The sequence below is a fragment of the Sedimentibacter sp. genome, from assembly GCF_032080165.1.
Taxonomy (GTDB): Bacteria; Bacillota; Clostridia; order Tissierellales; family Sedimentibacteraceae; genus Sedimentibacter.
This window is the reverse complement of sequence record NZ_DAMASY010000013.1, coordinates 65,956-87,582: the sequence shown is the minus strand read 5'-3', so window position 1 is coordinate 87,582 and position 21,627 is coordinate 65,956. Positions and strand designations below refer to the sequence as shown.

Here is a 21,627-nt window from a genome sequence, read left to right as displayed (position 1 = left end):
GGTGAAGTATGGACAAATCAGATTACTTAATTAATGTTCTTGCCAATAACGGTTATAAATCTACAGTTCAAAGGAATTTAGTATATGAAATCCTTGCGGAGCATAAAGATAAGCATTTAAGTACTGAGGAAGTTTATGACCTGATAAAGGATAAGAACCCCAATATGGGAATTGCTACTATTTACAGAACACTTCAGCTTTTTGAAGAAATTGGCTTAGTTTATAAGCATAATTTTGATGATGGATGTTCAAGATATGAAATACTGGCTGAAAACAGCAATGAAATTCATCAGCATCATCATTTATTATGCAAAATATGCGGAGACATTATTGAGGTCAAGGAAGATCTAATGAACTCATTGGAAGAAATTATAGAAAAACAATACAATTTTGAGATATTAAATCACGTAGTCAAATTCACAGGTATCTGCAGTCAATGTAGAAATAAGGAGAATGAAAATGGCTACAGAAAAGAAACATAAATTAAAAATAATCCCATTGGGCGGACTTGGGGAAATAGGCAAAAACATGACAGTTATCGAATATGGAACAAACATAATTGTAGTAGACTGCGGTATGTCATTTCCCGAAGATGAAATGTTAGGTATCGATATAGTAATACCTGATATAACTTATTTAATAAAAAATCAAGATAAGATAAAAGGAATTTGTCTGACACATGGTCACGAGGACCATATTGGTTCACTGCCATATCTTTTAAAGAAAATAAATGTTCCTATATACGGAACAAAGCTCACATTAGGACTTGTTGAGAATAAATTACTTGAGCATAAAATAGAAGACGCAGAATTGAACAGAGTTGAAGCCGGTCAAACAATTAATCTGGGCTGCTTCAAGGTAACTTTTATCAGAAGTAATCACAGTATTCCTGATGCAGTATCTTTTGCTATTGACACACCAATCGGTATGGTTGTGCATACAGGAGACTTTAAAATCGATTATACTCCTATAAATGAGGAGGTAATCGACTTAGGCAGATTGGCGGAGTTCGGCAGAAAAGGTGTTCTGCTTGCTATGTCAGACAGTACGAATGTTGAAAGAGCAGGATTTACTGAATCTGAAAAAACTATCGGTTATAAATTTTTAGAAATTTTTAAAACCTGTGGATCAAGAATTATTGTTGCCTCATTTGCATCTAATGTTCATAGATTGCAGCAGATTATTAATGCTGCGGTAGCTAATAACAGAAAGGTAGCAATTTCGGGCAAGAGCATGATTAATGCCGTTAAGGTATCTCAGGAGTTAGGATACCTGGATGTGCCTGAAGGAACATTGATTCATGTTAATGATTTAAAGGATTACAAGGACAGTGAAGTTGTTTTAATGACAACCGGAAGCCAGGGAGAGCCAATGTCTGCTCTTACGAGAATGGCAAACAGCGATCATAAAAAGATCCAGATTAAGCCGGGAGATTTAGTTATTATTTCTGCTAATCCAATACCGGGTAATGAGAAAACTGTTTCAAGAGTAATCAATATGCTTTATGAAAAGGGAGCAACCGTATTATATGATGCGTTAACTCAAGTGCACGTTTCAGGCCATGCCAGAAGAGAAGAATTAAAGTTAATGCTTTCATTGCTGAAACCAAAATTTTTCATACCTGTCCACGGTGAATACAGACATTTGATGCAGCATGCTAAGCTTGCCGGAGAAATGGGAATACCTGAAAAAAACACCATAATCGGCAAAAATGGTGACGTTATTGAGCTTACATCAAAATCAATCGCTATAAACGGTTCTGTTCCATCCGGTAATATTCTTGTGGATGGTCTTGGAGTAGGAGATGTTGGAAATATTGTTCTGAGAGACAGAAAATTATTAGCTGAAAATGGATTGATAATAGTTGTTCTTGTAACAGAAAGAGGAACCGGCAAAATTATTTCGGGACCTGAGATTGTTTCAAGAGGTTTCATATATGTGAGAGAAAATATTGATTTAATCGAAGAATCCAAATCAGTTATAAGAAAAGCATTGTCAAAGTGCGAAGATACTAAAATCAAAGACTGGAACAATATTAAAATGATGATTAAGGATAGTTTAAGCGGCTTCATATATGAAAAAATTAAAAGAAATCCTATGATACTTCCAATAATTATGGAGGTTAAATCAGAGGATATGTCAAGTATATGTGATTTGTTTAAGGAGTTAGAAGTGTAAAAAAGCAAGCCGGCGAAAAATTCGCCGGCTGCTTATGTGCTTATTACTCATTATTTTTTAATCATGTGAAAGTTTACACCTAAAACAGGTCCAAATTGAGATGGTTTATTGTTTACAATCTTTTTTTCCACCAATCTTGAATTTTCTCTTTTAGAGAAAATATCTAATTCCGGTCTACCACTTATTTCATTGGTTAATTGTAAAGCACCATTCAGTTGATTTCTAACTTTTACATTGTCAAATTCATTTGTAATCTTATACTTCGGAGTGTTACTCATGTTCAATCTTTCCAATCTTCCAGTCCAATAGAACCAACCCTCTCTTACAAGTAATAAGCATTAATATTATGTGTTTAATACAATATATTATGCATAGAAAAAATTGCTATTTCAGGCTTTTTAAAAGTCCCGCCTGCGTCGTTGCCGTTCAATCGGTCAATCCTCACGTATAAAAACAATACGCTCCGGTTGTCCGATTTCCGGTGCCTTGCAGGACAAACCTTTTAAAAAGCCTTGGTTGATTAAGGAGAAAATCTTTTTTTATATTGTAATTGATGTCAAAAAGATGTATAATTTAGTGGATTTTGAATATACGGAGGGACTTATGAAGAAGATACTTGCCGTCTTAGTGATATTGGCTGTAATTATAACTTATTTTTTTGCTAAAAATTATATAAATGATAATTTACAGGCAGTTGACAGTACTGACGATACTAAAATTGTTGTGGAAATACCTGCGGGGAGTTCTACAAATCATATAGCTGATATACTTTATGAAAATGAATTAATAAAAGATACACGTATTTTTAAATATTATGCCAAAAAAATTGAAGCTGATTCCAAATTGAAAGCAGGCAGCTTTGTATTATCTAAAAATATGAATGCCGATGAGCTTTTAAAGGCATTAATAAACGGAGGAAGTTCCGGTAATACTTTAAATATTACGATTATTGAGGGTTTAACATTGGAGGAAACAGCAAATGAAATTTCCGAGCAAATGGATTTAAACTATGACAGATTAGTGGAAATTATGAATAATGGTCAGAGGTTCAAGGATGATATGGAATTTTTAAAAGATTATCCTGACATCAACAATCTTCAGGGTTATCTTATGCCTGAAACGTACAATGTATATATAAATTCAAGTGAAGAAGATATAGTAAAGGTGCTTCTAAACCAGTTTGATAAGTTTTATATTAATGAAATAAAACCAAGGTTAACTGATAATAAGCTGAGCTTTGAAGAGATTATAAATCTTGCAAGCATTGTTGAAAAGGAAGCATTACTGGACGAGGAAAGAGACGAGGTTGCAGCAGTATTTTTGAACAGAATTGATATAAACATGAAGCTGCAGTCATGTGCAACCGTAAACTATGCACACGGTGAATGGAAGGAAAGACTAACGTATGAGGATATAGCAATTGATTCACCTTATAACACATATGTAGTTGAAGGCTTGCCTCCAACACCAATTAATTCGCCCGGAAAAGTTTCGATTATAGCTTCACTTGAACCGGCTGATGTTGATTATTTATTTTTCGTTGCAAAGGGAGATGGTTCTCATTATTTTTCTAAAAGCTATGATGAACATATAGAAGCAGCCGGCGAGTATTTAGACTAAAGGTAAATTATGGATAATATTAACAGAGAATATATTGACAGCTATATAAATTCCCTTATATTAGATGAGGATGAGAAGCTTACGGCATTCAGAAATGAATGCCGGGAAAGAAATCTTCCCATAATTCATAAGGAAGTGGGACAATTTATAAAGCTTATGATAAAGCAATCAAATGTAAAAAGTATATTGGAGATCGGCACAAACGTGGGATATTCTTCTATATTTTTTAGTCATGTTATGAATTTAGGAGGCAAAGTTGTAACCGTCGAAAGAAGTGAAAAATTTTATCAGGAAGCTATAACCAATATCAAAAAATTTAATCTTGATAAAAATATTGAAGTTCATTTCGGTGATGCAACAGAGATTTTAGATACAATAGAAGGCAGCTTCGACATGGCTTTTATTGATGCGGCTAAAAGCTATTATAAATTATTTTTTGATAAAGCCTGCGAAAGAATGAAGTCGGGAGGAATCATAATATCAGATAACGTATTGTATCAAGGTATGATTGCATCTGATGAATTGGTTGTAAGAAGAAAGAAAACATTAGTAAGAAATTTAAGAAACTATCTTGAATATATATCACACGACGATAGATTTATTACTTCCGTACTTCCGTTAGGAGACGGTTTGGCAGTTACATTGTTAAAATAAAGGAGAAAGTATGTTACCAAAGTTATTAGCACCTGCAGGCAATATGGATAAATTGATCATGGCTGTTCAATATGGAGCAGACGAAATATATTTTGCCGGTAAATCAATGGGAATGAGGGCAGGCGGCAAGAATTTTTCCCAAAAGGAATTAGAGGAAGGAATTGAGTATTGCCATAAGCATGGGAGAAAATCAAATATTACCGTAAATATAGTACCTCATAATGATGATTTAAAAGGAATTGAAGATTATCTGAAATATTTGCAAAGAATAGGGGCAGATGCGTTGATAGTTGCAGATCCTGGACTTGTAGACATTATAAAACAGACTGTTCCTGACATGAGAGTTCATTTATCAACTCAAGCAAATACAACAAATTATCATACTGCAAATTTCTGGTACAGACAGGGAGTTAACAGAATCGTGTTAGCCCGGGAGCTTACATTTAAGGAAATAGAAGAAATAGTCAAGAATTCACCTAAGGATTTAGAATTTGAAACATTTGTACATGGAGCAATGTGCATATCCTATTCAGGAAGATGCTTGTTAAGCAGCTTTATGACAGGCAGATTTTCAAATAAGGGTGACTGTGCTCAAGCATGCAGATGGAAATATAACTTAGTGGAAGAAAAAAGACCCGGAGAGTATTATCCTATAGAAGAAAACGACGAAGGAACGTTTATCATGAATTCTAAGGATATGTGCATGGTTGAACATTTGGACAGATTTAAAGAAATAGGTATTAAGGCATTAAAAATAGAAGGTAGAAATAAAAGCGAATATTATACGGCAATTGCCGTACGTTCCTACAGAAATGCTTTGGATGAGTTAGAAAAACCGCGTGAAGAAAGAAATACCGTCTATTGGAAGGAAGAGCTCGAAAAATCGTCTCACAGAGATTTCTCTTATGGATTTTTCTTTGGCAATCCATATAAGGATGGTCAGCTTTACACCTCGAGCAGCTATATAAGAACCTATGACGTCGTAGGTATTATAAGGTCTTATGATAAAGAAACGAAGACAGCTCTTGTAGAACAAAGAAATAAGTTCAGGGAAGGAGATTTGTTGGAATGCTTCGGTCCTAAAGGCAGACATTTTGAAGTTATTGCAAAAAATATGCAGGATGAAGCAGGCAATAAAATAGATTCAGCACCTCATCCTCAGCAAATGATAAAAATAGAAATGAATGAAGACGTAGAACCATACTTTATATTACGAAAAAAGGTTGAATAAAAGATAGGGGACGATTCGTTTCGTGTTTGTGAGACGAATCGTCCCTGATTGTTCTATGTACCTGCGTTTGATACCAAGGCATCGTATAATTTTTTTAATGCCTTTTTTTCTATTCTTGATACATATGAACGTGAAATACCAAGAAGCTTTGCAATTTCCCTCTGAGTTTTATGCTCATGATTCCTTATACCGTATCTCATTTCTATTATTGTTTTTTCTCTTTTCTGAAGAGTTTTATCTAATATTTCGTCTAATGCCTTTATTTTTTCTTCTTTATCCAATCTGCCTATAATTTCTTCGCCTTCGTATTTTATTATGTCAATAAGATATATATTGTTTCCTTCTTTATCGGTACCTAAAGGACCTTGAAGAGAAATTTCTTTTTTTAGTTTTTTATCGCTTCTTATTGTCATCAGTACTTCGTTGTCAATGCACTTTGCAGCATAAGTAGCAAGCCGGATACCCTTATTGTCATCGAATGTCGATACGGCCTTAATTAGACCGATTGTACCGATTGAAATTAAATCTTCCTGATCAATACCAACAGTCTTATATTTTTTTATAACATGGGCAACTAATCTGAGATTTCGCTCTATAAGTACATTCCGTGCATCCATGTCTCCTTCCTTAGATTTTTGAATTAACTCAGATTCTTCATCTTTGCCTAAGGGCTGTGGAAAGGAATTTCCATTAGTTATGTAACCGAAAATAAAAATAGATAGTGGAAATAAAAGCTGCAATAAATTTTCAATCAAAAAACCACCCCCCGGAGTTATACATTATATGCAAGCTTTTTGAAAAATATTATACTGTTATAATTTTAGAATGTGTACAAATATTTGTCCGCGACATCTGAAAACAGTATCTGCTGATTCGCTTTAAGGGAACTTGATTAATGCGAATTAGTATTAACTGGGAAATACATAAAATTTGATAAAATTCGACTATGATAAATTAAACATGGGGGCTATTGTCCCCATGTATATTCGATGTATTTCCCTGCTAATTATTTTCTGCTGATATTATTTCTTGTATTGTTATTGTTCGTGTTTCTGTTTTGTTGATTATTGTTCATGACGTTGCAGTTCATCCGTCTCATTAAATCCATGAGCTGTTCGCAGGTTAATTGCTCAGGCATTTGCGACATACCCGGCATACTGGGCATCTGCGGCATTGAAGGAGTTTGTGGCGCAGTTGGCGTTTGAGGTGTACCCGGTGTTTGCGGAGCTGTCGGCATTTGCGGCATACCCGGCATCCGCGGCATACCCGGCATCCGCGGCATACCCGGCATCTGCGGCATACCCGGCATCTGCGGCATTTCGGGCATATCCGGCATCTGTGGCATTTCGGGCATATCCGGCATCTGTGGCATTTCGGGCATACCCGGCATCTGTGGCATACCCGGCATACCTGGCATAGGCATTTGTGGGAATGGGAATCCCGGAATACCTGGATATAAATTCATATTTCCCGGCATTAAATCCGGTGACATAGGTATTGCAGGCATATCACCATCGGGCAATACGGTATCAGGGAACATGAAGCCGTTTGGTAACGGACTCGTTGGCATCTGATTTGCTTTTATTGACATATGTGATGCGTAGGGGTTACAATTGTAGGGCATTGAATCATAATGCGGCCAGTTGTTTCTATTATTTGAATAAATCATATATTCCTCCATATATAAAATTTCTTATAATTAATATACGTATTAAATCCATATTAGTGAATTAAAATAGCAAATGTTTCTTTACTAATTTCATAACATCATTTACAATATAAATATGAAAAATGATGTTAGCCCAAATTTTATTGTCATCCATCTTTCTGCTTCCGGATGACAGAGTTAAAAGGAGATTAAGCTATGATAAATTTATTGCTTGTAACACATGGAAATTTTGGAAGGGAATTATTAAAAAGTTCAGAATTGATTATAGGAAATATAGAGAATGCAGAGAGTATATCTTTTGAATATGGTAATAGTTTTGAAGAACTTTTAGATAAAGTGGAAGAGGCAGTTGAAAGATTATCCAAAGATGATTTGATTATTTTTACCGATATGTACGGTGGAAGCCCTTTTAATGCGGTAACAAGAGTGTCTAATAACAGGAGATTTTATCATATAACAGGAATTAATTTTCCGTTGTTTGTCGATATAGCCGTAAACAGAGATACATACAGCTTAGAAGATATAGCAGAGAAAATTATAAAGAACGGTAAAAAGAGCATAGTCTTCGTTAATGAGAAGTTTTTGGCTGATTAGTGGAGGAAGAATGAAAAAAATTGTTTTGACAAGGGTAGATGACCGCTTGCTTCACGGACAGGTGGTTGTATCCTGGATACCTTATCTTAAGGCGAATGAGGTGATTATTGTTGATGATGAATTGGCACGTGATGAGTTTATGTCACTTTTAATAAAAAATGCAGAGCCGGAAAATGTAAATGTGCATATATTTACGGTTGAAGAGGCGGCAAACTATTTAAAAGGTGAAGATACCGGTTCTAATATACTTATTTTAGTTAAAAATATCGAATACATAATAAAGCTTTTGGAATTTAATATAGCATTGAATCAAATTAATATAGGCAATCTTGGCAGTAATTTAAAAAGAAAAAAATATTATAATTCTGTTTATTTAAGTGACGAGGAATTAAATATGCTCCAAGGCATTGCGAAAAAAACAGAGATTGAAATAAGAATGCTGCCTAAGGATAAAGAAATTAAGTTAGAAAAGGTAAATAAATGAGCTATTTAGAGTATTTTTTAATTAGCATATTATATTTTTGGGGAAGCAGCACGGCACTATCTTTTGGAGTTGGGTACTTTACATTGTACAGACCGGTAATATCAGGATTGCTGACAGGTTTTATCTTAGGAGACGCAGTTAATGGTATGGCAGCCGGTGCAGTTGTCAATTTAATTTATATGAATTTTATATCAACAGGCGGCTCTTTTAAGGGAGATCAAATGCTTACTGCAATTATTGCAGCAGCAGCAGCTGTCACTTTAAATTTAAATATGGTAGAATCCGCAGCAATTGCTTATCCGTTTGGTTTTTTGGGAATTTTAATTTGGAAGTATCGTCTGAATATTAATTCTGTATTTGTTAAAAAATTTGAAGAAGAGTATGAAAAAGGCAATAATCCTGAAATAAATTTATATAATGGATTTCTGCCGCAGCTTTTGTTATACATCATGAGTACGTCTGTAATTATAACAGCTCTTTTTATTATGAATTCAATCGGAATATATGCAGCAAGTTTAAATAAAATATTATTTATTTTAGGGTTTGCACTAATTATATATACTTCCTGTTCTTTAATTTTAAAATTAAAAAACAAAAAATTTATATTAATTTTTGTTGGCTCATTAATAATTACGCTAATTTTCAATATCCCGTCATATTTAACAGTTTTAACAGTTTTATTGTTTTTATTTTTATATACGGATAAAACACTGATAAAAATTAGCTATGTTATGCATGAGCAGAGTATTTTGAATAAAAGGGATTTGGTTTATTCGTGGGTCATCTGGTCCAACTACTCGCATTCATGTTACAGCTTTGAGAGGTTGCAGGGTTTGGCATTTGCTCACAGCATGAAGAATATTTTTAGAAAGCTTTATAATGATAAAGATGAAATGATGAAAGGTATATACAGACACAGTGAGTTTTTTAATACGGAACCGAATATGGGAACACCCATAATTGGATATATTATTTCTCAAGAAGAACAAATGGTCTTAAACAAAGAAGAAAACAATAATATTAGCTTTGTTAAAAAAGGAATGATGGGAATAGCGGCAGGATTGGGAGATTCCTTTACTCAGGTTGTATTAACGCCGATGTTCATTTCATTGTCAGTGGTATTATGTACTGACGGTTATTATTCTTTGGCTGTTATACCTGTTATAATTCTTGCTTTATTAATTTTAATGATTTCATATACCGGATTTATGAAGGGTTATTATGAGGGTAAGGAAAGTTTAATCGAAAGAATTAACATAGTTAAAAACAGCAAAATTAAATTGTATTTTCCGTATATTTTTTCGGGAATATTGGGAGTTTCATTAGGGAAACTAATATTATTCAATTATATGCATTTTTTCAGATAAGAGGAATTTTAGATGATAAACAGAAAAGTGGGAATAATGGGTGGGTCATTTAATCCTATTCATCAGGGACATTTAGTTGTCGCTAACGAAGTTTTAAATATATACAATTTCGATAAAATTATCTTTGTTCCTACGGGAATCCCCCCTCATAAAAATGGGTTAAAAACAAGCCCTTGGGATAGATATATAATGACACAGATTGCAACCGTGTCAAACGATAAATTTACTGTTTCTGACATAGAAGTCAAAAGAACAGGAAAAAGCTACACGTTGGATACCTTAATACAATTCAAAGAAATGTATCCTGATACGGAATTCTATTTTATAACAGGTACTGACGCTGTTATAGATATTCTTAATTGGCATGAGCCGGAAAAACTGTTAAAGTTGTGTAAATTTATTGCTGTATCAAGACCGGGAACAGGTAAAGACATTATTGAAATGAAAATAAAAGAAATAAAAGATACACTCAATGGTCACATAGAGCTTATGCAGGTGCCCATGCTTCAGATTTCTTCTACTGATATAAGAGAAAGAATTAAAAATGGTGTTTCCGCAAAATATTTGTTGCCGGAACCGGTAGAACAATATATTATAAAGAATAATCTATACAGGTGAAAGATGGATTTAAATGATTTAATAATCAAATTAAAAGACAGATTAAGTCCGAAGATATTCAATCATTGCGTAGGCACAATGGATGAAGCTGAAAAGCTTAGCCTGCGATATTCAATTGATGTTAATAAAGCAAAGATAGCAGGTCTTTTGCATGATTGCGGCAAAGCAGAAAAAGGAAAAGATAATCTGACTCATGCTAAAGCAGGTGCAATTCTTGCAAGAGAGGTTTATAATGTACAGGATGAGGATATAATAAATGCAATTAAGCATCATACAACAGGAAAAGAAAATATGACCACATTAGAAAAAATAATCTATATTGCTGATAAGATAGAACCTAACAGACATTATGAAGGGGTAGAAGAGCTCAGGGAAATTGCTTATAAGGATTTAGATGCTGCAATTATATTATCATTAGAAAACACAATAGAATATGTAAAAGATATGAATAAAGTACTTGACCATCAATCGTTAAATACATTAAAATTTTTAAAGGAGAAAAGATGATAAACAAAAAAATTGAAATTATACTTAAAGCGTGTGAAAATAAAAAAGCTTACAATTTTACCGTTCTTGATGTATCAAAAACGAGCTCGATAACCGATTATTTTATTATAGTAAGCGGCAATAACGAAAGACAGACAGTGGCAATTGCCGAGGAGGTAATAGAAAAATGTGCTCAGGAAGCAATAGATTTTTATTATAAAGAAGGTTTTGATACAGCAAGATGGATATTGTTAGAAACAGATGACATAATTGTTCATATTTTTCATAGAGATGAAAGGGAAATTTATGACCTTGAATCACTATGGTATGATAATAATTCAATAGATGTTGAGCAATATGGTATAACAAATTGGAAATAGGAGGTTATTATGGCTAATACAGTAGTTCAAACAAACAATGCGCCGGCAGCGGTAGGTCCTTATTCTCAGGGAATAAAAGCCGGCAACACTATTTACGTATCAGGTCAGCTGCCGATTAATCCGGCAACAGGAGAACTTTATACAGGTGGAGACATTAAAGAAGAAACAAGAATTTCTTTAATGAATGTTAAAGCTATATTAGAGCAAGCAGGTGCATCTTTAAAGGATGTGGTTAAATGTACAGTGTTTATTAAGGATATGAATCAATTTGGGTTAATAAACGAAATGTACAGTGAAGTGTTTGGCGACACAAAACCGGCGAGAGTTTGCGTAGAGGTTGCAAGATTACCTAAAGATGCAAATGTAGAAATTGATGCAATAGCAGTCGTATAATAAAAAATATGTCCCTCGTCAATAAAAGCGGGGGACATATTAATTATACTTACAGTATAAGCGACTGACACCAAATTAAAATTCGGGTCATCTGCTTAGCTATTATATCTGCTCTTTCTTTTTTTTCTGATTAGTTTAATTCTGATATCATTATAAACCTTTAATAAGAATAACCCTGTAACTATACCGGCAGTTATTATAAGAATAAACTTAATGATTGTAAAGAAAATATTGCTTTTTGAATTTTCAGACAAGGTGCTTTTTACGGGTGTAGGAGTTATAAGATTAACGCTTCCTATTACCTTACCGTCTGATTGATATTCTATTTTACCAACCACATCATTTTTATTTAAAGGTAAATTGATGTCATTAATAATAATTTTTGATTCAATATTATTTTTTGAACCCTTTTTAATTAACGTCGCAAAATCATTTTCTGCTATAGCTGAAATTTCTTTGATGTCTCCGTCTTTAACTTCTATATTCTGTACAAATGTATTTTTGCTTATCAATGTTGTGCTTTCAAACTCTTTGAAACCATAATTAAAAAGATTATGCGCATCTTGATACATTTCCAAGGATACCCCGTTCATAATAACAGCTATTAAATCGGTGCCGTCCTTGCTGGCACTGGCAACTAAAGTATTGCCTGCTTCAGGAGTATAGCCTGTCTTAATGCCTGTCGCATATTCGTATGTGGGGTCAATGTATGCACCGTCTACATATATCTGATTATAGCTCGCATTATGTATCAGCCTGTTTAAATTAGCAAAGTATCTTGTTTCATCTTTTTTATTGGTAGGCGGTATTTCATATCTTTCGGTGCCTGCTATTTTTCTGAAGGTTTCATTTTCCATTGCATATTTCGCAATTAGAGCAAGATCCGCAGCCGTCGTATAGTGATTGGGGTCATGTAAGCCGTGAGGATTTACAAAATTTGTGTTGTATGCCCCAAGCTCCTTTGCCTTATCATTCATAAGCTTAACGAATTTTTCTTCGTTTCCGCCATAATGCTTTGCCAATGCCAGAGCCGCATCATTTGCCGAAGGCAGCATCAATGCGTACAATAAATCCTTAAGCGTCAATATTTCTCCCGGCTCCAAAGCAATGTGGCTTCCTGCTATCTCATGAGGGGTATCATCATCAATAGTTATAATGTCGGATAGATCTCCCATTTCTATTACTAAAATAGCCGTCATAATCTTAGTAAGGCTTGCAGGATACATTTTTTGGTTTGCTTTTTTCTCGGATAATATTGTTCCTGTCTTTACATCAATCAGCACTGATGTTTGACATATAGTATTCGGTGCAGCATAGGCAGCAGATACATTTAATAAAAATACAGAAATTAATAACAGAAGGTAAATAAATCTTTTTATCATCTGTAAACTCCTTATTTATACAAATCAAATAATAGTATAGCAGAATTATATGCTTTTGTAATTATAAATTTTGATTTTTTGCAAAAATAATGTATAATGTAATTAGTATATGTCTATTACTGTTTTTATTTAAAAGAACGGACAAATATTTGTCCGTGACATAGGAGAACAGTATTGACTAATTCGCTTCAAGGGAAATATTTAATGCGAATTAATCTAATATTGCAAATACAGGAGATTTTTTATGAACAATCGTATTTATAAAAAAGGGCTTGCGGTTGTTTTAATCATTGCATTATTAATTATGACTTACTTGGGGATTAAACTTTCAAGCAAGGAAAAAGATATAGTATTTAGTGAAAATATTGGTGACAATAATGTTAAAACAGAAAAATCAGAAAGCATATTTGTTGATATTGATGGTGCTGTAAAGAACCCCGGTGTATATGAACTTAAGGAAGGAAGCAGAGTCAATGATGCAATTTTGATGGCCGGCGGACTTACGGATAAGGCGTATACTAAGAATCTTAATAAAGCAAGATTACTTGTTGACGGAGAAAAAATATATATTTTAAACGATGATGAAATAAATGAAATAAGTGCTGAAAACAGTAAATTAATTAATATAAATACTGCATCCAAGGATATGCTAATGACAATTCCCGGCATAGGAGATGTTTATGCTCAAAGAATAATAGATTACAGAAATAAAAAATCCTTTGGCTCAATAGAGGAAATTAAAAATATAGACGGTATTGGTGAAAAAACATTTGAAAAAATGAAAGAAATAATAACAATTGATTAGCAGCAGACAGGCAATGGATATACAATTGATTGTTTGTTGGTAACTATATGAGAAGAATATATGATTGGTGGTGCAAATTATGCAAAGAGATGAAATACGTCTTACACAGATGACAAAAGCTGCAGGCTGAGCGGCTAAAATAGGTCCTAAGACCCTTGCTCAAGTTTTGAGTAAGCTGCCAAAATTTACAAATGATAAATTAATTGTTGGATTGGAAACATCAGATGATGCCTGCGTATACAAGATAAATGATGATATAGCCATGATACAAACGGTTGATTTTTTTACACCGGTTGTGGATGATCCTTACACTTTCGGGCAGATTGCCGCTGTAAATTCCTTAAGTGATATATATGCTATGGGTGGAGAGCCTGCCTTGGCTTTAAATATAATTGGTTTTCCAAATTGCCTTGATCCGGATGTTATGGCTGAAATATTAAAGGGCGGTGCCTCTAAGGTAATGGAGGCAGGAGCAACCATTGCAGGCGGTCATTCGGTAGAGGACGATGAGCCAAAATACGGATTATGCGTAACAGGTTTCATTCATCCGGATAAAATACTGAAAAATTACGGTGCAGAGACAAATGATGTGTTGATATTAACAAAATCTGTTGGAACAGGAATCGTCAATACGGCGATTAAAGCCGATATGTGCTCTGAAGAATCCAAAGATGAGGCAATCCATATAATGAGCACATTAAATAAATATGCTAAAAGGGTAATCGAAAATTATCCTGTAAGCTGCTGTACCGACATAACAGGTTTTGGTTTAGCGGGGCATTCTGCTGAAATGGCGGAAGCAAGCAATAAAACATTTGTTATTAATATAAAAGATGTGCCGGTTATTAAGGATGTATTTGAATATGCTTCAATGGGACTTGTTCCGGGAGGTGCTTATAGAAACAGAGAATTTTTTGAAAATAAAATTTCTATAGAAGGTGTAGAAGAACAATTTATTGACTTAGTATACGATCCTCAAACTTCGGGAGGGCTGTTATTTGCAGTCAATGAAAAATATGCGGACAGTATAATGAAGGATTTAAAGATGAGCTTAGATACTGAATCTGCTGTTATAGGAAGGGTTATTGAAAAAGAAGGAAGCTATAATGTGATTATACGATAATGTCATAATCATAGGGAGAAAACATGGATAAAAAAACATATTACAGAAGTATTCCTAAAGTTGATTTGTTGATGGAATACGATGAAATTAAAAGCTTAGAAAAGAAATGCAGCAGAGAATATATTTTAGAATCAGTCAGAAAGGTTACAGATGAATTAAGAGAATTTATTAATAATTCGGAATGTCAAGAGGATATAAATAGAAAAATAAAAAATCTTGTACCGGACATTGTTGGGGAAGTAAAGAGCTACACCGAATATAATTTAAAAAAGGTTATAAACGGAACAGGAACCATATTACATACAAACTTGGGAAGAGCATTAATTTCCGATGAAGCTGCTGACAGAATCAAGCAATTGGTTACAGGATATTCCAATTTAGAATACAACTTAAAGGATGGTATCAGGGGCTCAAGATATTCCCATTTTGAAAAAATAACAACTAAAATAACCGGGGCAGAAGCGGCAATGGCGGTAAACAACAATGCGGCTGCTGTTTTATTGATTCTTTCTGCTCTTTGCAAGGGTAAGGAAGTAATAGTTTCAAGAGGAGAATTGGTTGAAATAGGAGGTTCCTTCAGAGTTCCGGACGTTATGGAGCAAAGCGGATGTGTATTGAAGGAGGTCGGAACAACTAATAAAACACATTTATATGATTATGAAAATGCAATAAATGAAAATACAGCGGCATTATTGAAGGTTCATACAAGCAATTATAGAATTGTGGGATTTACAGAATCTGTATCGGTAGATGAGCTGACAGAGCTTGGATGTAAATATAATTTGCCTGTTATTGAGGACATAGGCAGTGGTGTCTTAGTTGATTTAAGCAAGTATGGTTTAACCTACGAACCGACGGTGCAAGCTTCCATAAATGCGGGAGCCGACATAGTATGCTTTAGCGGAGATAAGCTGTTAGGCGGTCCTCAGGCAGGCATAATAGCAGGGAAAAGGGCCTTAATTGAAAAAATAAAAAAACATCCGTTAACTCGTGCCTTGAGAATTGATAAATTTACAAGCTGTGCATTGGAAAGTGTATTTTTGGATTACATGGATGAAGAAAAGGCAGTATCAAGCATTCCTGTTTTAAAATTAATCAACAGAAGCAAGGATGAATTATTTAATACGGCAAATTTGATATATGATAAATTAATAAAAATATCGGGTAATAAATGCGAAGTTCTTATAGAGGATTGCCAGTCGCAAATTGGAGGCGGCTCTTTGCCCCTTGAGAGAATTGACAGCATTTCACTTAATTTTAAACCTCTTAATATGACTACATCATCCTTAGAAAATAAATTAAGACATTTGGAAACACCTATTATAGGAAGAGTCGTTAACGATTGGTTTATTATAGATTTAAGAACTGTACTCCAAGGAGAAGAGGAAATAATTTTAGAAGCTTTTAAATACATCTTTGAGGAGGAAAGATGAAAAACATAATAATCGGTACAGCCGGGCACATAGATCATGGTAAGACGACCTTAATAAAGGCATTGACAGGAAGAGAAACCGACAGGTGGGAAGAAGAAAAAAGAAGGGGTATAACCATAGATTTGGGCTTTACTTATTTTGACCTGCCTAACGGAAATAAGGCAGGTATTATTGATGTGCCCGGACACGAAAGATTTATAAAAAATATGCTTGCCGGTGTTATAGGAATGGATTTGGTGCTTCTTGTGGTTGCTGCAGATGAAGGAATGATGCCTCAAACAACGGAGCATTTAAATATATTAAATATGCTTGGAGTCAAAAAAGGTATAGTAGTTATAACTAAGTATGACTTAATAGATTCGGAATGGCTTGAACTTGTTAAAGAAGATCTGAAAGAGGAATTAAAAGATACATTCTTAGAAAATGCACCTATGGTTGAAGTGTCATCTAAGACAGGCTACGGCTTAGATAAATTGGTTGATGTAATCGTTAATAAAACAGAAACTGAGATCGAAGAAAGAAACATTAATACTATACCGAGATTGCCCATAGACAGAGTTTTTTCAATAACCGGATTTGGAACAGTTATAACAGGAACACTTATTTCAGGCATGCTTAAAAAAGGTGATGAAGTAGAAATTTATCCGGTTAATAAAATATGTAAAATAAGAAATATTCAGGTTCATTCAAATGATGCGAACGAAGCTTATGCGGGACAAAGAACTGCTATAAACTTATCCAATATTAAAAAATCTGAAATTTACAGAGGTTGTGTGATTGCACCCAAAAATTCCATGAAAAATACGATGATGTTAGATGTTAAGCTAAGTATACTTAAAAGCTCAAGGCGCATTGTGGAAAATCGTTCAAGATTACACCTTTATACGGGAACCAGTGAAATACTGTGCAGAGTAGTTCTTCTTGACAGAGATGAATTGTCTCCCGGAGAAAGCTGTTATGCTCAGTTAAGGCTGGAGGAAGAAATAGCGGTAAGAAGAAAAGATAAGTTTATAGTTAGATTTTATTCTCCGATGGAAACAATAGGCGGTGGTGAAATAATAGAACCGGTACCTTTAAAAAAGAAAAGATTTGATGATTTATTAATTGAAGAGCTTAAAGTTAAGGAAAAGGGAAGCAGCAGTGACGTTATAGAAAAAATAATAACGGAAAATTCAAAGAATGTACCTGCAATCTCTGATATAGCAAAGATAACGGCACTTTCGGAGGAAGAAATAAATCTAAGTGTTGAAATTCTTGAAGAGGAAGAAAAAATAACGGTATTTAGCTTTAAAAGTGATAAGTACTTATGGCATAAAAATTATGAAAGAAGCGTTGAAGAAAGCATAGAAAAATATTTGTATAATTATCATGAAATAAAACAATACTCAAAGGGTGCTAAAAAATCAGAAATAAAAAGCAGGTTTTTATCAACCGTTAAGCAAACAATATTTGATTTAATAATTCAATCCTTTGAAAATAAGGGATTAATTAAGACAGAGGGAGAGTATGTATCCTTAGGTTGTTTCCAAATACAATATGATGAAACGTATAAAAAAGTTGAACAGAATGTTATAAAAACATTAAGGGAAGCTAACTTCGAATTAATTAAATCAGAGGACCTTATAGCTATGGTTAACAATGATAAAGCGGAAGAAGTTATTTCCTTGATGATTGATGATAAAAAGTTGGCGAAAATTGGTGAGATCGGAATAACAACTGAAGAAATATACAATGATGCAAAAGAAAAGCTTGTTGAATTTATTAAGAAAAATACAAAAATTTCTGCAGCACAATATAGGGATTTATTAAATACAAACCGTAAAATTGCAATAGGTCTTCTTGAACATTTCGATAGCGTTAAGGTTACAAAAAGGGTTGAAAACGACAGAATTTTGTTTTAATATCCTATAATCAGTAATTCATTAAAATACACAAATGAATATTTGACTTGACTTTTTTTCCAATTCAATGTAAGATTAATAAAAGTTTAATTTTTGTAACAAACTAATGAAGGAGCGTAACAAATGAAAATATTAATTGTTGATGATGAGCTATTATTGATTAAAGGTCTTAAAAATAGCTTCGAACAGGACAGTTATGAAGTAGATTTAGCTCTTGAAGGTAATGAAGCGTTAAGAAAAGTATCATTAAATGATTATGACATTATTTTGTTGGACCTTGTACTGCCTGACTTGGACGGGCTTGAGGTTTGTCAGAAAATCAGAGAAATATCAAACGTTCCTTTATTGATTTTAACCGCCAACAACGAGGATATGAACAAAATACTGAGCTTGGAATACGGTGCGGATGATTATGTTACAAAGCCATTTAATATATTGGAATTAAAAGCAAGAATTAAAGCAATTCTTCGAAGAACTAAGGGAGTTAATCAAAAACCTAATGAACAGACAGTTATCGTTGATGATTTTATCATAAATGCTTTAGGCAGGAAGGTAAGCTTACAGGGACAGGAAATTAATTTAACCGCTAAAGAATTTGATTTATTATTACTTCTTGCAACAAATCCCGGTAAGGTTTATTCAAGAGAAGAATTGTTGGAAATCATATGGGGATACGAATATTTCGGTGATTTAAGAACTGTTGATGTCCACGTCAGGAGACTAAGAGAAAAAATAGAAAACAAGAATAAAAACTACGAATATATCCTTACAAAATGGGGAGTTGGATATTATTTCAGAAATACTCATTAATAATTGGCTTGAATTATTTTCGGCAGTATGTTATCATTATTTCGATGGGGATAGATAGGTGCTGGTGTGCCTCCTGGTCTTCAAAATCAGTCGCGGGGCGTTGAACCGTCCTGGGTGGGTTCAATTCCCACATATTCCCGCCATTTAAGGAGAAAAGTGATGCATAAAAATGTATTGGTATGTGTTACGCAACAGAAAACATGCGAAAAACTCATAGAACAAGGTGTTAAACTAACACAGGAAAAAGGCGATAACCTGTATGTAATTCATGTAGTAAATGAAAATGATAAGCTTTTAAACAACTTCAGCGACGGTGAAGCATTGGAGTATCTGTTTATGATAACTAAGAATGTCGGAGCTGAACTGGTGGTTAAAAGATCTAAGGATGTAATTAAATCTATTGTAGAATATGCTGAAGAAATGGAAATAACACATGTTGTTTTGGGAAGTTCACGAGAAAAGGATCCTTCAAATAATTTTGTTACAAAATTAAGAAAAGGGCTTCCTGACAGGGAGTTTGTTCTGTAATATTATGAATAAAATTTTTTTAGTATTTAAATTTCTTTTCGATAAACAAATTCCATTAAAAGAAAAATGGTGGATTATAATACCTCTGATTTATATAATCAGTCCGGTAGATTTAATCCCTATGCCAATTTTAGGTTTCAGCATATTGGATGATTTGTTGATGTTCGTATATCTTATGAGCTTAGTATCTGAAAAAACCAAAAAATATTACGGAAATGAAAAAAATCTAAAAGAAAAAGATATTATAGAAAATGTAGAATATGAAATTGACGATGATGAGGATTTAAAATAATCCTCGTTTTTTTTATGCCCTAACCCCTGCGATGCCCTAATTCCCTTCCTCTGAAATATAATATGTAAATATTAGTAAATTTATCTTTATTTTTGTCGAATTAATTGATAATATATGATTAGGTTATAAATTTTCTGAAGAACGCTGAGGAGGTGCTTATGAACAATAATTACAAGATTATCCGAACTATTTTTGAAAATGTATTCCAAAGAGTAGTGGAATGCAAGGAAAATGAAACGGGAGATATTTTTTACAGCAATATTATTACAAGTCAAAAAGTTATTAATCTGATAAATATACCTGAGTTAAAATCTTTGTCATCTAATATATTGGAGGCCTATAATACAGACGATCGTATATATATTTATACATATCCTTTAAACCTCAAGTATAAAGGATTGAAGGAAGGTATTGCGGGAAATCTTACATTAAAACAACAGTTTAATTTGTCCGAAAAAATTATTACGCTCGCTCAAAGCATATTTAATATGACGGATGTAGTTCAACAAAAGATACTTGACTTAGATAGAATTTTTGTTGATGATAATCATAATTTATATGTAGATTTAAATCTTGTTTTTGAACAGGAATATGATATTGCAGATAATGAAACTTTTAAAAGGTTAGGAAATATTCTTCACTATATTTTTTCCGGAACCGAAATTGTTGATTACAATATTTCTGATACCATACCTCCTGATGTTCTGAAGATTATAGTAAGATGTCTTACTAAAGAATACGTGTTTCCCAAGGATGTATTTGATGAGTTAATGCAGTCACCTATTTATGGAATGATATTTGGCTCTGTCAATACGACAGATATAAATAAAGACACCGTAGAGAAAGAAACAGTAGCGGATGATAGTTTTATCCAATCTGAAACTGATTCTGTTCAGGAAGATGATTCAGTATTAAATATTTACTTGAACGGAGACGGCCAACAAGAACAAACATATAAGGATAAAAATGTATTTTCTAAAAAAGAAATAATCAGGCTGGCTGTTTCGTTGTTGATTGTTGTTATTGTTTTGTTAATAGGTAACAAAATAATTAAAATGTTTAATGCCGAGGAAACTAAGGGTGATAATCCTAACGAACAAATCGGAAATGAAAATCCTGAGGAACCAAATCCGGCAGAGACGACAGACCCCGGAAATGAAACACCTGCTTCAGATATAACCGATTCAACAGAAATATACTTTAATGATAAACTTTTAGAGGGTATTGGCTACAGCGGATCAAAGGCGGAAATTGATAACAACATATACCTGGAAGGTAAAAATTCATTGTTAGTCAAAAATGAAGGGGAGGAAACTGTTAAGAGCTTGTTTGCTGTTGTTGATTTTACCGACGAAAAATTCAGTTACATGTTAAAACAGCAAATCGGAATAGGGGCTAAAATGAAGTCGGAAAAAGATGTAGAGGTGTCGGTAGTGTTAGAAGCATATAAGAATGGCACTTTGGCATCTAATTTCCATACAAAATTAGATGTATACGATGATATGTGGTCACCCCTGACTGTACCTATTAATGTAACTAATGCTGATTATTTAAATATTTACGCAGAATATAAAGGTCAAAATAAGGTGTGGATTGATTCAATTTATATTGATGTTATAAAATAATTTTATGATATTATGGAACTTTTTCATGTAGTTTCACGTCTTATAATGAGGACT

Annotated in this window: 24 protein-coding genes and 1 tRNA gene; 21 read left to right on the top strand and 4 right to left on the bottom strand. The window is 33.5% G+C overall.

Annotated elements, in window-relative coordinates:
- Nucleotides 1–8 precede the first annotated feature (8 nt).
- Nucleotides 9–482 (top strand): Fur family transcriptional regulator, encoded by a 474-nt coding sequence (locus RT412_RS15415; RefSeq protein WP_313340727.1) that lies wholly within the window; start codon nucleotides 9–11, stop codon nucleotides 480–482.
- Entirely contained in the window at nucleotides 460–2,178 is a 1,719-nt protein-coding gene (locus tag RT412_RS15410; RefSeq protein ID WP_313340725.1) for a ribonuclease J, read from the top strand. Before RT412_RS15415 ends, RT412_RS15410 begins: the two co-directional genes overlap by 23 nt.
- 50 nt (nucleotides 2,179–2,228) lie before the next feature.
- On the opposite strand, the gene RT412_RS15405 is transcribed toward RT412_RS15410, so the two are convergent.
- Nucleotides 2,229–2,456 (bottom strand): hypothetical protein, encoded by a 228-nt coding sequence (locus RT412_RS15405; protein WP_313340724.1) that lies wholly within the window; start codon nucleotides 2,454–2,456, stop codon nucleotides 2,229–2,231.
- 325 nt (nucleotides 2,457–2,781) lie between these two features.
- Between RT412_RS15405 and mltG the strand changes: the two genes are divergently transcribed.
- Genes mltG through RT412_RS15390 form a run of 3 tightly spaced genes read left to right on the top strand, consistent with a single transcriptional unit; the run spans nucleotide 2,782 to nucleotide 5,683 of the window.
- Nucleotides 2,782–3,798 carry an endolytic transglycosylase MltG gene (gene mltG, locus RT412_RS15400; RefSeq protein WP_313340722.1) on the top strand — a complete coding sequence of 339 codons (1,017 nt, stop codon included), beginning with the start codon at nucleotides 2,782–2,784 and terminating at the stop codon, nucleotides 3,796–3,798.
- A 9-nt stretch (nucleotides 3,799–3,807) separates the two neighbouring features.
- Nucleotides 3,808–4,452, top strand: a complete 645-nt coding sequence (locus RT412_RS15395; protein ID WP_313340721.1) for an O-methyltransferase — start codon at nucleotides 3,808–3,810, stop codon at nucleotides 4,450–4,452.
- Nucleotides 4,453–4,462: 10 nt separating this feature from the next.
- Nucleotides 4,463–5,683: a U32 family peptidase gene (locus tag RT412_RS15390; protein WP_313340719.1), complete on the top strand. Its 1,221-nt coding sequence runs from the start codon at nucleotides 4,463–4,465 to the stop codon at nucleotides 5,681–5,683.
- Between the two features lie 53 nt (nucleotides 5,684–5,736).
- On the opposite strand, the gene sigK is transcribed toward RT412_RS15390, so the two are convergent.
- Nucleotides 5,737–6,438: an RNA polymerase sporulation sigma factor SigK gene (sigK, locus tag RT412_RS15385; RefSeq protein ID WP_313340717.1), complete on the bottom strand. Its 702-nt coding sequence runs from the start codon at nucleotides 6,436–6,438 to the stop codon at nucleotides 5,737–5,739.
- A gap of 251 nt (nucleotides 6,439–6,689) precedes the next feature.
- Nucleotides 6,690–7,352, bottom strand: a complete 663-nt coding sequence (locus RT412_RS15380) for a hypothetical protein (protein ID WP_313340716.1) — start codon at nucleotides 7,350–7,352, stop codon at nucleotides 6,690–6,692.
- Between the two features lie 195 nt (nucleotides 7,353–7,547).
- On the opposite strand from RT412_RS15380, the gene RT412_RS15375 reads away from it, so the two are divergent.
- From RT412_RS15375 to RT412_RS15345, 7 genes are read left to right on the top strand one after another with little or no spacing between them, the layout of a single operon-like run.
- Nucleotides 7,548–7,946, top strand: coding sequence for a PTS mannose transporter subunit IIAB (locus RT412_RS15375; RefSeq protein WP_313340714.1), 399 nt, complete (start codon nucleotides 7,548–7,550; stop codon nucleotides 7,944–7,946).
- 10 nt (nucleotides 7,947–7,956) lie between these two features.
- Complete coding sequence (locus tag RT412_RS15370; protein WP_313340713.1) at nucleotides 7,957–8,430, top strand: PTS sugar transporter subunit IIB; 474 nt, start codon at nucleotides 7,957–7,959, stop codon at nucleotides 8,428–8,430.
- Nucleotides 8,427–9,797, top strand: a complete 1,371-nt coding sequence (locus RT412_RS15365; protein WP_313340712.1) for a PTS system mannose/fructose/sorbose family transporter subunit IID — start codon at nucleotides 8,427–8,429, stop codon at nucleotides 9,795–9,797. The genes RT412_RS15370 and RT412_RS15365 overlap by 4 nt, the downstream gene beginning before the upstream one ends.
- A 12-nt stretch (nucleotides 9,798–9,809) precedes the next feature.
- Nucleotides 9,810–10,415 (top strand): nicotinate-nucleotide adenylyltransferase, encoded by a 606-nt coding sequence (gene nadD / locus RT412_RS15360; protein WP_313340710.1) that lies wholly within the window; start codon nucleotides 9,810–9,812, stop codon nucleotides 10,413–10,415.
- A gap of 3 nt (nucleotides 10,416–10,418) precedes the next feature.
- Entirely contained in the window at nucleotides 10,419–10,922 is a 504-nt protein-coding gene (yqeK, locus tag RT412_RS15355) for a bis(5'-nucleosyl)-tetraphosphatase (symmetrical) YqeK (protein WP_313340708.1), read from the top strand.
- Nucleotides 10,919–11,281 (top strand): ribosome silencing factor, encoded by a 363-nt coding sequence (rsfS, locus tag RT412_RS15350; RefSeq protein ID WP_313340706.1) that lies wholly within the window; start codon nucleotides 10,919–10,921, stop codon nucleotides 11,279–11,281. The genes yqeK and rsfS overlap by 4 nt, the downstream gene beginning before the upstream one ends.
- Before the next feature lie 9 nt (nucleotides 11,282–11,290).
- Nucleotides 11,291–11,674, top strand: coding sequence for a RidA family protein (locus tag RT412_RS15345; RefSeq protein WP_313340704.1), 384 nt, complete (start codon nucleotides 11,291–11,293; stop codon nucleotides 11,672–11,674).
- A gap of 95 nt (nucleotides 11,675–11,769) precedes the next feature.
- Here the strand turns inward: RT412_RS15345 and RT412_RS15340 are convergent, their stop codons facing one another.
- Nucleotides 11,770–13,056: a D-alanyl-D-alanine carboxypeptidase family protein gene (locus RT412_RS15340; protein WP_313340703.1), complete on the bottom strand. Its 1,287-nt coding sequence runs from the start codon at nucleotides 13,054–13,056 to the stop codon at nucleotides 11,770–11,772.
- 244 nt (nucleotides 13,057–13,300) lie between these two features.
- On the opposite strand from RT412_RS15340, the gene RT412_RS15335 reads away from it, so the two are divergent.
- The 9 genes from RT412_RS15335 (at nucleotide 13,301) to RT412_RS15295 (ending at nucleotide 21,573) form a co-directional block, all read left to right on the top strand.
- On the top strand, nucleotides 13,301–13,861 hold the full coding sequence (locus tag RT412_RS15335; protein WP_313340701.1) for a ComEA family DNA-binding protein: 561 nt from the start codon (nucleotides 13,301–13,303) through the stop codon (nucleotides 13,859–13,861).
- 79 nt (nucleotides 13,862–13,940) lie between these two features.
- Entirely contained in the window at nucleotides 13,941–14,984 is a 1,044-nt protein-coding gene (gene selD, locus RT412_RS15330) for a selenide, water dikinase SelD (RefSeq protein ID WP_313340700.1), read from the top strand.
- A 23-nt stretch (nucleotides 14,985–15,007) separates the two neighbouring features.
- Nucleotides 15,008–16,417 (top strand): L-seryl-tRNA(Sec) selenium transferase, encoded by a 1,410-nt coding sequence (gene selA / locus RT412_RS15325; RefSeq protein ID WP_313340699.1) that lies wholly within the window; start codon nucleotides 15,008–15,010, stop codon nucleotides 16,415–16,417.
- Nucleotides 16,414–18,318 carry a selenocysteine-specific translation elongation factor gene (selB, locus tag RT412_RS15320; RefSeq protein WP_313340697.1) on the top strand — a complete coding sequence of 635 codons (1,905 nt, stop codon included), beginning with the start codon at nucleotides 16,414–16,416 and terminating at the stop codon, nucleotides 18,316–18,318. Before selA ends, selB begins: the two co-directional genes overlap by 4 nt.
- A gap of 123 nt (nucleotides 18,319–18,441) precedes the next feature.
- Nucleotides 18,442–19,128, top strand: coding sequence for a response regulator transcription factor (locus tag RT412_RS15315; RefSeq protein WP_313340695.1), 687 nt, complete (start codon nucleotides 18,442–18,444; stop codon nucleotides 19,126–19,128).
- Nucleotides 19,129–19,174: 46 nt separating this feature from the next.
- Nucleotides 19,175–19,271: transfer RNA gene (locus tag RT412_RS15310), tRNA-Sec, on the top strand.
- 16 nt (nucleotides 19,272–19,287) lie between these two features.
- A complete protein-coding gene (locus RT412_RS15305) occupies nucleotides 19,288–19,656 on the top strand; it encodes a universal stress protein (protein ID WP_313340693.1) in 369 nt (122 codons plus the stop codon).
- Between the two features lie 4 nt (nucleotides 19,657–19,660).
- A complete protein-coding gene (locus RT412_RS15300; RefSeq protein ID WP_313340691.1) occupies nucleotides 19,661–19,948 on the top strand; it encodes a hypothetical protein in 288 nt (95 codons plus the stop codon).
- 158 nt (nucleotides 19,949–20,106) lie between these two features.
- The gene (locus tag RT412_RS15295) at nucleotides 20,107–21,573 is read left to right on the top strand and encodes a hypothetical protein (protein WP_313340689.1); all 1,467 of its coding nucleotides are present in this window, start codon (nucleotides 20,107–20,109) and stop codon (nucleotides 21,571–21,573) included.
- Nucleotides 21,574–21,627 lie beyond the last annotated feature (54 nt).